Source organism: Herbinix luporum (genome assembly GCF_900070325.1).
Classification (GTDB): Bacteria; Bacillota; Clostridia; order Lachnospirales; family Lachnospiraceae; genus Mobilitalea; species Mobilitalea luporum.
Window position 1 is genome coordinate 1,418,374 of the sequence record NZ_LN879430.1, and the last position, 13,965, is coordinate 1,432,338.

Annotated in this window: 11 protein-coding genes and 1 pseudogene; 3 read left to right on the top strand and 9 right to left on the bottom strand. The window is 32.6% G+C overall.

The annotated features are described in order from the left end of the window. Positions 1-21 precede the first annotated feature (21 nt). Entirely contained in the window at positions 22-885 is an 864-nt protein-coding gene (locus SD1D_RS06560) for a LysR family transcriptional regulator (protein WP_058258197.1), read from the bottom strand. An 86-nt stretch (positions 886-971) separates the two neighbouring features. On the opposite strand from SD1D_RS06560, the gene SD1D_RS06565 reads away from it, so the two are divergent. Both SD1D_RS06565 and SD1D_RS06570 read left to right on the top strand, forming a co-directional pair. After that, entirely contained in the window at positions 972-1,574 is a 603-nt protein-coding gene (locus SD1D_RS06565) for a chromate transporter (protein ID WP_058258198.1), read from the top strand. Then, on the top strand, positions 1,571-2,134 hold the full coding sequence (locus SD1D_RS06570) for a chromate transporter (protein WP_058258199.1): 564 nt from the start codon (positions 1,571-1,573) through the stop codon (positions 2,132-2,134). The genes SD1D_RS06565 and SD1D_RS06570 overlap by 4 nt, the downstream gene beginning before the upstream one ends. A 93-nt stretch (positions 2,135-2,227) precedes the next feature. Here the strand turns inward: SD1D_RS06570 and SD1D_RS06575 are convergent. Then, a pseudogene (locus SD1D_RS06575) lies at positions 2,228-2,521 on the bottom strand (tetratricopeptide repeat protein); the annotation flags it as partial. A 193-nt stretch (positions 2,522-2,714) separates the two neighbouring features. Beyond that, positions 2,715-4,415 (bottom strand): Na/Pi cotransporter family protein, encoded by a 1,701-nt coding sequence (locus tag SD1D_RS06580; RefSeq protein ID WP_058258201.1) that lies wholly within the window; start codon positions 4,413-4,415, stop codon positions 2,715-2,717. 473 nt (positions 4,416-4,888) lie between these two features. On the opposite strand from SD1D_RS06580, the gene SD1D_RS06585 reads away from it, so the two are divergent. After that, entirely contained in the window at positions 4,889-5,731 is an 843-nt protein-coding gene (locus SD1D_RS06585; RefSeq protein ID WP_058258202.1) for a LicD family protein, read from the top strand. Positions 5,732-6,015: 284 nt separating this feature from the next. Here SD1D_RS06585 and SD1D_RS06590 read toward each other — a convergent pair whose 3' ends face one another. From SD1D_RS06590 to SD1D_RS06615, 6 genes are all read right to left on the bottom strand, one after another. Further along, a complete protein-coding gene (locus SD1D_RS06590; RefSeq protein WP_058258203.1) occupies positions 6,016-8,217 on the bottom strand; it encodes an ABC transporter permease in 2,202 nt (733 codons plus the stop codon). Between the two features lies 1 nt (position 8,218). Further along, complete coding sequence (locus SD1D_RS06595; RefSeq protein WP_058258204.1) at positions 8,219-8,902, bottom strand: ABC transporter ATP-binding protein; 684 nt, start codon at positions 8,900-8,902, stop codon at positions 8,219-8,221. 242 nt (positions 8,903-9,144) lie between these two features. Further along, the gene (locus SD1D_RS06600; RefSeq protein WP_058258205.1) at positions 9,145-9,723 is read right to left on the bottom strand and encodes a uracil-DNA glycosylase family protein; all 579 of its coding nucleotides are present in this window, start codon (positions 9,721-9,723) and stop codon (positions 9,145-9,147) included. Between the two features lie 315 nt (positions 9,724-10,038). Then, entirely contained in the window at positions 10,039-10,710 is a 672-nt protein-coding gene (locus tag SD1D_RS06605; protein WP_058258206.1) for a DUF5680 domain-containing protein, read from the bottom strand. Positions 10,711-10,853: 143 nt separating this feature from the next. Further along, positions 10,854-12,485, bottom strand: a complete 1,632-nt coding sequence (locus SD1D_RS06610; RefSeq protein ID WP_058258207.1) for an EAL domain-containing protein — start codon at positions 12,483-12,485, stop codon at positions 10,854-10,856. Positions 12,486-12,654: 169 nt separating this feature from the next. Continuing rightward, on the bottom strand, positions 12,655-13,791 hold the full coding sequence (locus SD1D_RS06615) for a putative ABC transporter permease (protein ID WP_275940391.1): 1,137 nt from the start codon (positions 13,789-13,791) through the stop codon (positions 12,655-12,657). Positions 13,792-13,965: the final 174 nt, after the last annotated feature.

The window sequence follows — 13,965 nt, forward strand, 5'->3', positions numbered from 1 at the left end:
CTAAATATAAATAGCATAAATTTATTTGCAAAGGGTAATAAAATCTTTCGCACTTTCTGTTAGAAATTTATTCTTATGATATATTACAGAAAAACTTCTAAGAAATCCTATTCCCTTTATATGAAACTGAGAGATTTCTTTACGTTCAAGAGAATCCTTTACCAATAAATAAGGTAGTACAGAAATTCCTAAATTAGCCTGAACTGCCCTTACAATTGCTTGAGTACTAATACTCTCCCATGCAGGTTCAATTTCTATTCCGTGGGAAGTCATTATACTGTCAAAAATTTCCCGCCCAGCACTTCCAGTTTCTCTTAAAATAAAACTTTCACTTTTAAGTTTTGTAATCTCAATAGCTTTTTTAGCAAAGGGATGATTGTTCCCACAAATCATTACTAATTCATCATCACGAAATTTGTGAAACTTAATATAAGAGCTATGAACGGCCCCCTCAATCAAGCCAATATCAATTCTATTTGATAATATATATTGTTGAATTTTTTCTGAATTATCAATGATTACCTTAATATCTATCTGAGGATGTGTTTTCTTAAATTGGCTTATATAAGCAGGCAATAAATAATTTCCGATGGTAATACTTGCTCCAATACGGATAATTCCAATTGCATCAAAGTTTTTGATTTCCTTTTCCATGTCCTCAAATAATCCCACTATATGTGTAGCATATTGGAGAAAGTTTTTACCAGCCTCTGTAATATGTAGTCTTTTTGCTATGCGATCAAATAGTTTAATACCATAATAATTTTCAAGTTCTGAAATTGCCAGACTAATTGAAGGCTGTGCAATATGTAGCTTATCTCCAGCTGCTGTTGCACTGCCGGTTTCACATACGGTGACAAATATTTTAAGATGCCTTAATGTCATTGAAACCTCCTATCTTATAATAAATATCTTATGAACTATATATAATAATACTATTTTATATATAACAACTCAAGTTGTATAATAATATGAAAGGAGGGTCTGTTGACTTGAAAAACAAAAAACATATTTACAGGAAACTATTTACTTCTACTTTTTATCTAAGTGCATTTACCTTTGGGGGAGGATTTGTAATTATTCCATTGATGAAAAAGAAATTTGTAGATGATTTACAGTGGATTAAAGAGGATGAAATGCTGAATTTGGCAGCAATTGCACAATCTTCACCGGGAGCAGTGGCAGTCAATGCAGCAATACTGTTAGGCTACCGTGTGGCAGGGATATTAGGTGCCCTAGTAACTATTCTAGGCACCATTTTACCACCCATTATTACTCTTACTATTATTTCTTTTTTTTATGCGGCTTTTCGTGATAATATCGTTGTAAATTCTGTACTAAAAGGGATGCAAGCAGGCATTGCCGCTGTAATTGCTGATGTGGTTTTGAATCTCGGAGATAATGTTTTAAAGGAAAAGGACATAGTGTTTGCTATAATCATGGTAGGTGCATTTGTAGCTACATTTTTCCTAGGGATTAATGTTATATATATTATTTTAGTATGTGGGTTTATCGGAGCAGCCAAGATGCTGCTTCAAATAAGAAAAATCCAAAAGGAAGGTGATTCTCAATGATACTCTTAAAACTCTTTTGGAGCTTTTTTCAAATTGGAATGTTTAGTATAGGTGGGGGCATGGCTGCTATACCACTAATTCAAAATCAAGTAGTAAATCTACACCAATGGCTGACATTAAGGGAATTTACAGATCTAATCACTATTGCAGAAATGACACCGGGACCTATTGCAATTAATTCCGCCACTTTTGTAGGGATTAGAATTGCCGGTATTCCGGGAGCTATTATTGCTACCCTTGGATGTATCCTTCCATCTTGTGTTATTGTTTCAGTCTTAGCATGGATTTATTTTAAATATAAAGAGTTGACCGTAATACAAGGAGTATTGTCCGGTTTAAGACCTGCCATTGTAGCCCTTATTGCATCAGCAGGGATGTCAATTTTTAAGCTGGCTATTTGGGGAGAAGGGGGCTTTTCAATAAATCCACAAAATATTAACTTTGTTTCAGTTTTTTTATTTATCCTGTCTATATTAATTTTACGGAAGTGGAAACCAAATCCTATTTTTGTAATGCTAGGCTCAGGTATTATCGGTGGAGTAGTTTATTTGATAATATAAAATGCAAGAATGCAATCACAATTTCAAAATTACTTATATATGAAGAACTATACCCCCGATATGCAAACTTTAACGCATACCGAGGGTGTAAGTTCAATTAGTGTTTTTCCTATGCATTTCTTCAAGAGTCTTTATTGATCTTTTTGTATCCAAATGGTCTTTGCCAAGAATCAAACACCTTTTTTTATATACTTCACTCATTAATTCAATTCCTTCATCTTTTTTTCCATTCATAAATTTCAATCTCGCCAGATAGAACTCTACTGCCAATGTATCAGGATGCATATTACCTAATATTGACTTTCTTACTTCATATATTTCATCGTATATAGCATATGCCTCTTTGTATCGTCGCATATTATATAGACATGAAGCAATATTCATATAGGCTGTAAGTGCATATGGATGATTACAATAATATTAACAATGTTGTTAATAAGATTATATGCACTATACAGATTACAGTCAATATGTGGACTAATATTATGTATGTAATTCCCACCCTGTAAGGTAAAAATAAGGTTTCCACCTATCAGTAATTATACTGAAAGTCTGGAAACCTTTGTTTCTAGCTATTTGTTTATTTCTTCTCTTTTTCAATTGCTTGCAAAGCTTCTGTTTTGCTTCCGGTGGTGGACCTGATTGAGAAAGCGATGTTTACTATATGATCCGATATTCTTTGTAATGAAAACAAAACAGAGTAAATACTCTTTGATACCTCAACAGGGTACATACCGGTACTTAAACGTGCCACATGTTCATTACGTGTAGAGGATATTAATTTTTTTATTTCTTTGTGAATATTAGAAATTGTTCTAAAGTTTTCGGTTCTACGCCTTGTAAATGCGTCAAAGCCTAAATCAAACATTTCTGATATATGTCCATAGATTTGGCTAAGCTCTTCTTTAGTTTGATCTAAAAATTTTACTTCATTATCCTTCATATAGCTTGTTTCTTTTACCAAAAGCACCGCATAATCCCCCAAACGTTCAATATCATTTGTTACATGATGCAATCCGCCAATAAGTTTCTCATCACCATCGAATTTAGTAACTGATGATATTTTTATGAAAAAGCTTGTGAGCTTATTTGTTAAGAAATCAATCCTATATTCTACCTCTGCAATTTTTTTGCTTTCACTCATATCTTCATTGACCAATGAAGCAAAAGAACGATCAAGGTTCTCCTTTGCAAGAATTGCCATATCGTACAATTCCCTTAATGCTTGTTCAATAGCAACAGCCGGAGTTTTCAAGAAACGCTCATCAATATATGATACTTCTTCTAACTCCTGTTCCTTATCTTTCACAAGTCTTGTCACTAAATTGACTAATGGATCTATAAACACAAGCAAAACTAAGGTGTAAAGTCCATTGTATATCAAGTTAAATGTTGCAAGACTAAATTGAGGCTTTCTGGGGAAAAGACTTTCAAAAATATTAGTGATGGGTGTCCTGAAAATAATCAAAATAATTAAAAACATAATCGCACCAATTACACTGGTAATCAGATGGAATAATGCGATACGTTTCCCGTTGGCATTGGTAGTCAAGGAAGCCATAATACCATCGGAACAGGTTCCTATATTTGCTCCCATTACTAAGAAAAACGATTGATCTATACTGTGAATAACTCCCGTAGCCAAGAAAGCTATAAAAACACCAGTTGCTGCCGAAGATGATTGTATAATGGCAGTAAAGAGAATTCCTAATATCACTAGCAATATAGGGTTTTGCATAATTTCATATTGGAATACTTTAGATAATTGAATACTAAGGGTCGAATCTGCTCCGCCAATTGCGTTTTCCATTACCTCCATACCGATAAAGAGCATTCCAAATCCGATAAAAAATGGTGCAATTTTATTCAATTTTTCATTGCTAGTGGAAAAAACTATCATGACACCTACGAAGGCAATGGCTGCAAAAACATTGCTTATGCTAAAACCACCTTTGCTGATACCTGAAAGGGCAAATATAAATGCTGTAAGCGTGGTACCTACTTTTGCCCCTAGGATAAATCCTGAGCCTTGCTTTACTGTTACAATATTGGCATGAGCAAGTCCTACCGTCATAATCGATGTGGCTGAAGATGATTGAACAAGTGCGGTAGCTCCGATTCCAATTCCATAATTAAATACTCTGTTTTTATTAAATTTTTTAAAAAGATTTCGTATTCCAGATCCTGCACTTTTCTCCAAGCCAGAGCTCATCTGCTTCATGCCGAACATAAATACAGCGACTCCACCTAACATAAGTAGTAAATTCATTAAAATTTCCATTGTATTTCTCCCTCTTGTCATTACTTTTGTAGTATCTCACCTTATCTGGCAGATAATTCATCTTACATAAAGTATTATAATTCACTGCCGTACACTGGCCCAACTTCTCTATAATACAATTTCCATATTAATTTTGTAAAGAGTTTTTTTGCAGATAATAGCAAGATTATATTTACCTGCTTAAGTTTTAAAATACCTTACAGAAAAATTGACCAATATTATTGTAGTCGTATATGTAATTAATTTCAAGTAAAGTTGACATTATCTCGTAAATATTAAGTCTAAAAACCTGGGCTTGCCTATTTCAGGCTTATTATGTCTCTGTCCATTTTTTTAATCTAGTTTGTCATAATGAACTAAGATTAACCATAGCCATATTAAAAGAATACCTGTTACTTTTATTATCTTATTAGTTTAAATACTGTATTGGTAAATATTGATTAATATGTATTCTTGGGGAAGGGGTAAGATATATGGATGATTTACAATTAGCAAGAATTCATAAAATACAGCTTGAAATTGCTAATGAAGTTAAAAGAATTTGTGATGAAAACAATATTAATTATTTTTTAATAGCAGGATCACTACTTGGAGCTGTAAGACACAAAGGGTTTATCCCCTGGGATGATGATATGGATATAGGTATGTTAAGAAAGGACTATGCAAAATTTTTGGAAATTGCATCTAAGGATTTAAATGATAAATATTATCTAGAGACTTGGGATGTATCTTCCGGTTATGGGTTGCCATTTGGAAAAATAAGAAAGAAGGGTACAAAATACATTGAAAGAAAATCAAAAGATGTAAGATGTCATCCCGGAATATTTATAGATATTTTTCCTTTTGATAATGTTCCAAATAATAAAGTCCTAAGATTAATTCATGAATATAGGTTGAAGTTTTATCAGTATTTAATTTTTGAATTATGCATGTATAGTATATCAATTAATTATAAATACATAAAAAGACTAGTTTATACCTTGTTAAAGAAAAGTGTAAAAAATAAGTCTTTAAAAGAAATTAAAAAGAGATATGAAGGAATATCAAAAAAATATAACTCTAAACAAACTGAGCATGTGCATGCAGTCGGCGGTGCATATGGATATAAGAAAGAAACCATAAAAACATCTTGGGTCTTGCAAGTTGATGAACTAGAATTTGAAGGCCATATGTTTAAGGTTCCTAAAGGATATAAGGAATATCTAACTTATTTTTATGGTGACTATATGACCCCTCCCCCAAGAAATAACAGATATAATCGACATGATATTATAGAGCTTAAATTTGATGAGAAATTGGAATCTAATAAGTTCTAACAAATCTTTAAATCAAAAATATAGGATTTCCAAGTATAAAAAGCACCGAAATTATACTCCGTATAAAAATTATACTCCGTATAAAAATTATACTCCGTATAAAAATTATACTCCGTATAAAAATTATACTCCGTATAAAAATTATACTCCGTATAAAAATTATACTCCGTATAATTGAAACTTGGAAATCCTTTATTATAGTAATATTTCTATTTAAAGTTATTTTTAATTTTCAACATATGTAAATAGCAAATAGGTATTCGATATTGGATTTAGTAAATCCCTTATATAAGGGTATCATTTTGCAATGCTTCATTTAGATTACACTGCAAAAGACGTTTGCCTCCAATATAATAAGCTAAAGCAACAAAGCCAATGATAACAAGGCTAAACAGTAAAATAGGTAATATCGGTAACTTTGTTAATACTTCCATGGGATTTAAATAGCTGGCCTTTATTGCAAATACCTCAAATATCCCAGTAAGCAAAAGTGTTATTAGAAGCGGGCGTCCTGCAATAACTAAGGCTTCAATAATAAATATTTTTCGCATACCAAACGGAGTGAGTCCAACGGACATATACTGAGCGAATTCTCGCTTTCTCTGATATATAAAACCAAGTGTATAGGAAAATACATTTGCAATTCCAATAACTGCAAGTAAGAAACAAAGGGAACCAAATACTAACTTATAAGCTTTAAAAATTTTATCATTAGTAATCTTATTTTGAATTCGATTATCGCTTTCTATTTCATATGCTGTACCTATAAGTTGTGCTATGTTATCTTCCAAATCATTCAATTCTTCAAGAGTAACCCCTTCTCGGCTCAGTATTCGAATATAGGTGTCTGCTTCAGCACCTTCTACTTGTCCCGATATTTTTTCCCATAAAGACTGGGAAATAAATTGTACCAATGAATAATCGGAGTATTCTTCCCGTAAAACCGGAACTTGCTGAGTAAAACCAAGCACAGGGATTTTATCTGCTTCTTGATTTTTTTCAGTATTTTTCAAGTTAATTGTTGCTCTATTTTCCTTCACAAAGGGTATATATTTTCTATAACGAAAAACGCTGTTTATACTATCCCATATTTCATTCAAAATGATTGTTCCCTCCAGCTTAGGCTGTATACCGATTTCTTTACAATATTCTTTAAATGCCTCATCATCCATTATTACAATAGGAGCCTCTATTAGCCATGAACCGTCACTCTTAGTTACAGATTTCCCTGCAACCTTCTCTAAACCGCCAAGTTTAACTAAGTCATCACTGATCCAATCTTCTGAAACTGAAATTATTGATTTTGCCTTTTGATAAACAATTATGTCCCGAACTCCTTCAAGCCCACGGAGCTTGTCCGTGTAATCAAATTCTTCTATCTTGGTATCCTTTACAGTCACCATTACATCCCATGCATCCTGATACCTTTCGAAATAAGTATGCTTTGTACTAATATCCATAAGGGTAAGCACACACATCATCAATGTAAATCCCAGAAAAGACAATGTCAAAGATAAGGAAGATGTACGTAGTGCCTTTTTTTGAGCCTTTAGGGCATTTGCAGCTAGCTCTCCTTCCATGCCAAACATTCTAGATAGTATTCGAGGATTTCTTTTTCTTTTTAGCATAGACTTGTTTGTACCTAATATGGCTTCTAGTGGTGTAAGTTTGCTGATTTTTCTGGCAGGCAGCCAGGCAGAGAAAAACACCGTCAATACCGAAGCTAAAATAGTAATCACAGATATAAGGGGATGGTAACAAAAAGTACCCTCATAGCGGCCCGCTATATCCTTGGCTATATAATTTGCTCCCTCTAAGGCACCTACACAAGCAAAAATCCCCAACAAATAACCTAGCAAAATCGGTACTACACAAAGTATGGCAGCTTCTTGAAGCAGACAAGCCAAAATTTGCTTCGGAGTAGCTCCAATGCTGGAAAAGATACCGAATTGATGTATCCTTGCACCCATAGACACTGCAAAAGAATTTCGAATAATCAAAACCAGTGAAAATGATACAATAAATAACACCCCTAGATAAAATGAAAGCAATAGGGGCGGCTCCTTGTCAGAGGGATCATGAATTAAATATCTAGATAAAAGTAGAGAATGATATGAGGCTGCATCTGCTTCCAATCCCAACTTATTAATAATTTGGGGCAAATCTTGGTAAATTGTCCTCATGTTGTTAAAGTAAATATCAACTACTATTTTCTTCCCTTGGGACAAGTCTTCATTTACCAGAACCCTTTTCACATTAGGAAAATCCTGAATTGTATTTATATCTGCTTCATCTATATCTCCCACAATTCGTCCCTGCCAATCCCCTTCCTCTAGAGTAATCATATCAATCTCAGATATCCAAGAATTATAAAAGAGAGTGCATAAGAAAGACAAAAAGAATGTGGAGATAAAAGCAGCCACCATGATTGACAGGCTAGAAGCACGGTTGTTCTTAATATAACTGGCACAATAATCCTTCCACATATTATTCACCTCGCCTCTGATCCTTGATAATTCTTCCATCCTCAATGGTTATAATACGATCTGCTTCCTGTGCAATCTTTTCATCATGGGTGATTAAAAGGATTGTCTGTTTAAGATCATGGTTAGACTGCTTTAGAAGCTCAATAATCTCCTTTGAATTTTTACTGTCAAGATTTCCGGTGGGCTCATCAGCAAGTAGTAGTACAGGCCGGTAAATCAAAGAACGGGCAATGGCAACACGTTGCTGCTGTCCTCCGGATAGTTGATGTGGTAAAGCCTCCAGTTTATCAGTAATTCCCAAAATGCTTACAATTTTCTCAAAGTATTCTTTGTCCGGTTTTCTTTTATCCAGAATTATAGGCATAAGGATATTTTTTCTCACCGTTAAAGTAGGAATCAGATTATAAAATTGATAGACTAGTCCTACCTTAGTTCTTCTAAAAATGGCGGCAGATGTGGCATTTAGTTTACTAATATCCACACCATCTACGATTACAGTTCCTTTTGTAGCTTTATCAATACTGGCTATAATATGTAGTAAGGTTGATTTGCCGGAACCTGAGGCTCCGACTATAGCCACAAACTCCCCTTTATCAACAGAAAAATCAATTCCATTAAGTGCATGAACCTGATTGTTACCTTTTCCAAATACTTTTTCTACATTGCTACATTTTAGTATTTCCATTTTCCACCTCCATGAAATATCTGGGTTAAAGCTTATCAATCCTTTCCCTGATATAAAATCGACATTACTTTTGCTTTGAAATGAGCCATTACAGAAAAACTATTCAAACTTATAAATTATAATATTAATAAAATTATATGCTTTTGTCAATTTTAGTCAATACTTTTATGGACTAAACTCCAAAATAATCATATATTTAATCTTCAAAAATATTATCATCTGTATTAAATCTATTATCATTACTATAACTTACTTTTTACTATATCCTTTAAAACAGGCAAAACTTCATTTTCAAACCATGGATTACGTTTCAACCAACCGAGATTTAATGGTGAAGGATGAACCAAGGGAAAATATTCCGGTAAGTATTTATGGTAATTTCTCACGGTTTCAGTCAAATTTCTCTCACGTCGTGTATTTAGATAGTATTCTTGTGCATAGCTTCCAACAAGAATTATTGTTTCAATATTTGGCATTTCCTTTAGTATAATCGGATGCCATTTTTCTGCAAACCCCTTCCTAGGAGGAATGTCACCACTTTTTGCTTTTCCTGGATAGTAGAAATCCATAGGTAAATGGGCAATACGATTTGTTGTATAAAATAATTCTCGAGAAACCCCAATCCATTCTCTCAACCGGTCACCACTTAAATCATTCCAAAATAAACGGGTTTCTTCTGCTTTTCGTCCAGGTGCTTGTCCGACTATGGCAATCCGTGCCTCAACTGAAGCTTTAAATAATGGTGGTATCCCTTTTTTTGTATAAGATTCGTTCATGGGGTCATTCATGATTTCTTGTTTAATCTTTTCGAATATCATCATACAACTTACATTCCTTTTAATATCAATTTTTGTAATTTAATTTCTTGAACCTTGTATCTTTTAATTATTTTTTATGTACTAATATAGAATTTCCCCTGTTTTACCTGTAATTATAAATCTTTATTTTATCTCCTTCAATTTATTAAATAAACTATTCAGTTAAAAACATCCATATAATTAGTTTAAAAACAACCTCATTATTACTACAAGATTATTACAACTGAAATTTTCATTTCATTATCACCAAGTATATAATCTTGTAATTAATAAAGAGGTTATTAAAATGAATATTATGTTTTAACCTTATTACCTACCTTAATGCATTAGTCCCCCATGAAAATAACATTCATATACTTTTATCTCATTACAGTAGATTTCTTCATACCCCTGAAACCAAGTAAAATCCCCCGCAACTTTACATTTATACAAGTATTCTCCCGATTGATAATATTCTGGACCTCGATAGGGCATATTTTTATCTGCTTTTCTAAGAGCTTCCTTTAAAAAGTTTCCACTAAACTTATCTTTTAGAACCCGTCCTAGATAATTCATGGCATAAACGGCTTTTCCATCTTTCCAAATAGCCTCCTGCCCTGCAAATTGTTCTCCTCCCACATATGTATCATGATATATGAAAGGTCCATTTGTATACTGATAATCATGGGAATCAAATCTTGTTGAAGTAGTTTCATTCATAAATGCTGCATATGTGTTTTTATTTGCTTCAAGTCTGAAATCTATCAGTTGGTCTAAATCTGTCTTTGTATCAGATGAAACATTGATCATACACTCTTGATCTCTAACCAGATAATCCACAGTCACATTAAATAGATTACTAATTTGAATTAAATTTGAAATATCCGGATAAACCTGTCCTGACTCCCATTTAGCAACGGCCTGTCTTGATACATTAAGTTTCTCAGCCAATTCTTCCTGTGTGAAGCCTTTATTTTTTCTTAAAAGTTGTAGTTTTTCGGAAAATATCATTATTAGCACCTCCGAGATAATTCTACGCCAGCCAAGTTACAATAGACATAACCCAATGTTTGCGATTGTGCTACTTTTGTTATACATGTTCTTAAATTTCCCTTTTGTTTTTTAGTACAAGATATACTTTATTAATAGCTTTCTTATTTCTTTATTAGATTGCCCTTATTAAAATTTATGTAGAACTCTACTAATTCCTCCGGCAATAAGGGCTTACTATAGTAATATCCTTGGACTTCGTCACAGTTTAGTCTTTTAAGTATATTTAATTGTTCCTCTGTTTCAACACCTTCAGCTATTACAATCTTATCAAATGTATGGGCATATTCTATAAAATGCTTCACCAGTTCCTCAATTTCAATCTTATGAATCCTATCAATAAAGTATTTATCGATTTTCAATTTATCAAAAGGTATTTCATTTATACTCATAAGGGAGTTATAACCGGTTCCAAAATCATCAATAGAAATTTTATATCCTAATTCTTTTAAAAAGTACATTTTTTCTATTAATTTTTTATCATCATAGGCTATGGCTCTCTCTGTAATTTCAATTTCAAAATCTAATCGTTCAAGATTTTTGCTGGTAATAATATCTTTAGCCCATGCAGTAAAGTTATCGTCGATTAATTCGTTTACAGAGGTATTAATAGAACATTTTAAATCTATCCCTTTACTTTTCCAATTATTTATCTGTGTTGTTGCACTGTCAAAAACATATTTAGCAATTCTATTAATAAATCCGATTTCTTCTGCGATTGGAATAAAGATATTTGGCCCGATATGCTCATTACCGTTTCTTTTCCATCTTACCAAGGCTTCAACACCGGAAATCCTATTGTTAATGATATCAATTTTAGGCTGGTACATTACATACAATTCATTTCTATCAATAGATTCAAGCAGTGAACCGGTGATATTTTGAACTTCTCTTCTTCTGCTTTCTAAGTCAACATTGTAATAATAAAGGCCTGATTCCTTTTCTTCTCCTTGTTCATAAGCTATCCGGGCTTTATTATATATTTCAATTGGTGTAATTTCTTCCCCCTTATACTCATAAATACCGACTTTTAACGATACTCTAATTTTATATCCCCCCATAGAAACAGGGAAATCAAAATAATCTTCTAAAATTTCCTTTATTTTTTCTTCATAGTCGTAATTGCAACTTTTACATGCCAGTATAATTAATTCATCTTTTTCATAAGAGTAAATGGCATTTCGTCCACAACAGTGACTTAACTTCTTGGCCAAATTATCTACTATAGCAAATACTAATTTATTATCAACGTATTTTTCTATATCATTAAGGTTGGTTAACTTTATTGAAAATAGCTTAAATTTCTCTTTTGATTTACTTCTTTCTTCAATATCACGTAAAAGCTTCTGGGCATTGGGAAGATTGTAAAAAGGACTTTTTAGGTTTAATCTATTTATTCTTTCAAACATATATCCCGTTAAAAAACCTATCAATAAAAATATTAATAAACGAGAAATCCAATTTATTGGATCCTGCATAATACCATTTGGAACATCTAGAGGTATGAAAGGTCCTACTAATATACCGCAAACTACTCCTGCTATTAAGCCGCTATAAGTTCCCCAAAAAAGTGAAGATAGAATTATTGGTATATACAATAATTGTACAAATACCATCTTGGTTCCACCTGTTATATAAATCAATTGTAAAATTGCAACAACGAGAATACTTATCAGGAGGATTTTAAATAAGTTATTTCGATATTTTTTACTAGTAGGTCCTTTTAGCCAGTTCATGAGGTATTTCTCCTTTCACGGTGGAGTTAGTGAGTAATAACTATATTAAAAAATCCATATTTATAATCATTTTTTATATTTTATCATATATGCAATTTTACAACAATACGTCATTATTCTACATCTAATATTTATATTTTACATAATATCATTATTTTCATGTTTTTTATCAATGCCTTAATCCAAAGCGTTTGTTTAGGCGAATTGTCTCAATAAGGGCGCAATATTTATCTGCAAAACAAATAATTAGGGCCTCTTTACTTTTAGGAATTTTGGTAATAGTTAGTGGCCACATATGGCTACGAATTGCCTCTTGTACTTTTTCAGGAACATCAAAATTTTTTACTGCATTAATACATGCAATCTCTGGGTGATCAAAACCATGGGTTTTACGGGAAGGGTCACCATCGTGCCAGTCATATAGATATAAATCGTGAAGCATAGCTGCTTCTACTAATTTCTTTTCATCCGCATTAAGATGTAATTTTTCATTAATAAGATAACTTATCCAAGCTACATTTTCGCAGTGCTCCAAGGTAGTAGTTGTACCATGCTGAATATAGTTATCCATCTGTTTTACTACATCGGATTCATAATAATCTTTAATCAGTTCGACAAATTGTTTTTCACGAAGTTGTTTTGCTATCCGATTTTTTCTCCCCGGAAGTTTAAAAACTGCAATACGTTGAATTGCTTTCAAGTAAAATGAATTCCGATTACCATAGACCCGGTTTACAATATCAGTCATGTGATTTTGAAATGCTTCTTCTATGGAAGCTACATATTTCTGAAAGTCCGTTAGTGACGATATTGTTAGTGTAGTATCTATTGAAATAATAGAAACAAGTATAAGAGACAAGATAAATAATAAAGATTCAGGTAAAAAACTAAGTCCTCTATCTACTAGGGGTATCAGGACTTCCATGGCCAGTATTGCGGCAAAGCCAAATGCAAGTGATGTTGGCACACTTGTCCTTCCCTTGATATTTAGCCATATATCACTGTAATCCCACCACCGTGCCTTGAACAGTTTTTCAAGAGCCCATGATGTAGGATATTCTAAAAGCATGCTTACAATAAAGCCAAGCATAAATATCATCCACCATTTAATACTGGGCAGATAACCGGCTTTTATCAAGTCATATATGATAAAGCCCAGTACTGACGCAAATCCATAAATAGGACAAATAGGACCATAAAGAAAACCCCGGTTAGCCCACTTATGTTCTCGAATAGTACAATATATACTTTCCCAAATCCAACCAAAGAAACTAAAAATGAAAAAGGCAATAATATATTTATTCAAAAAAATCACTCCTTTTCATTTTGCTATTAAATTAAGACTTTACATATATATATCATATTTTTGTCATATTTAGCTACATTATAGAACATTAATTTATGTATGGACAAGAAAAAAATCCAAGTAAGAGTATTCTTGGCTTTTTTATTTGTCTTATAAACTCTTATATAATTATAT

Excerpts from the sequence above, each read along its gene's own strand:
- SD1D_RS06565 (WP_058258198.1), top strand. The coding sequence starts at position 972 with ATGAAAGGAGGGTCTGTTGACTTGAAAAACAAAAAACATATTTACAGG.
- SD1D_RS06600 (WP_058258205.1), bottom strand. The coding sequence starts at position 9,723 with ATGATGATATTCGAAAAGATTAAACAAGAAATCATGAATGACCCCATG.
- SD1D_RS06580 (WP_058258201.1), bottom strand. The coding sequence starts at position 4,415 with ATGGAAATTTTAATGAATTTACTACTTATGTTAGGTGGAGTCGCTGTA.
- SD1D_RS06605 (WP_058258206.1), bottom strand. The coding sequence starts at position 10,710 with ATGATATTTTCCGAAAAACTACAACTTTTAAGAAAAAATAAAGGCTTC.
- SD1D_RS06590 (WP_058258203.1), bottom strand. The coding sequence starts at position 8,217 with ATGTGGAAGGATTATTGTGCCAGTTATATTAAGAACAACCGTGCTTCT.
- SD1D_RS06595 (WP_058258204.1), bottom strand. The coding sequence starts at position 8,902 with ATGGAAATACTAAAATGTAGCAATGTAGAAAAAGTATTTGGAAAAGGT.
- SD1D_RS06560 (WP_058258197.1), bottom strand. The coding sequence starts at position 885 with ATGACATTAAGGCATCTTAAAATATTTGTCACCGTATGTGAAACCGGC.
- SD1D_RS06585 (WP_058258202.1), top strand. The coding sequence starts at position 4,889 with ATGGATGATTTACAATTAGCAAGAATTCATAAAATACAGCTTGAAATT.
- SD1D_RS06610 (WP_058258207.1), bottom strand. The coding sequence starts at position 12,485 with ATGAACTGGCTAAAAGGACCTACTAGTAAAAAATATCGAAATAACTTA.
- SD1D_RS06570 (WP_058258199.1), top strand. The coding sequence starts at position 1,571 with ATGATACTCTTAAAACTCTTTTGGAGCTTTTTTCAAATTGGAATGTTT.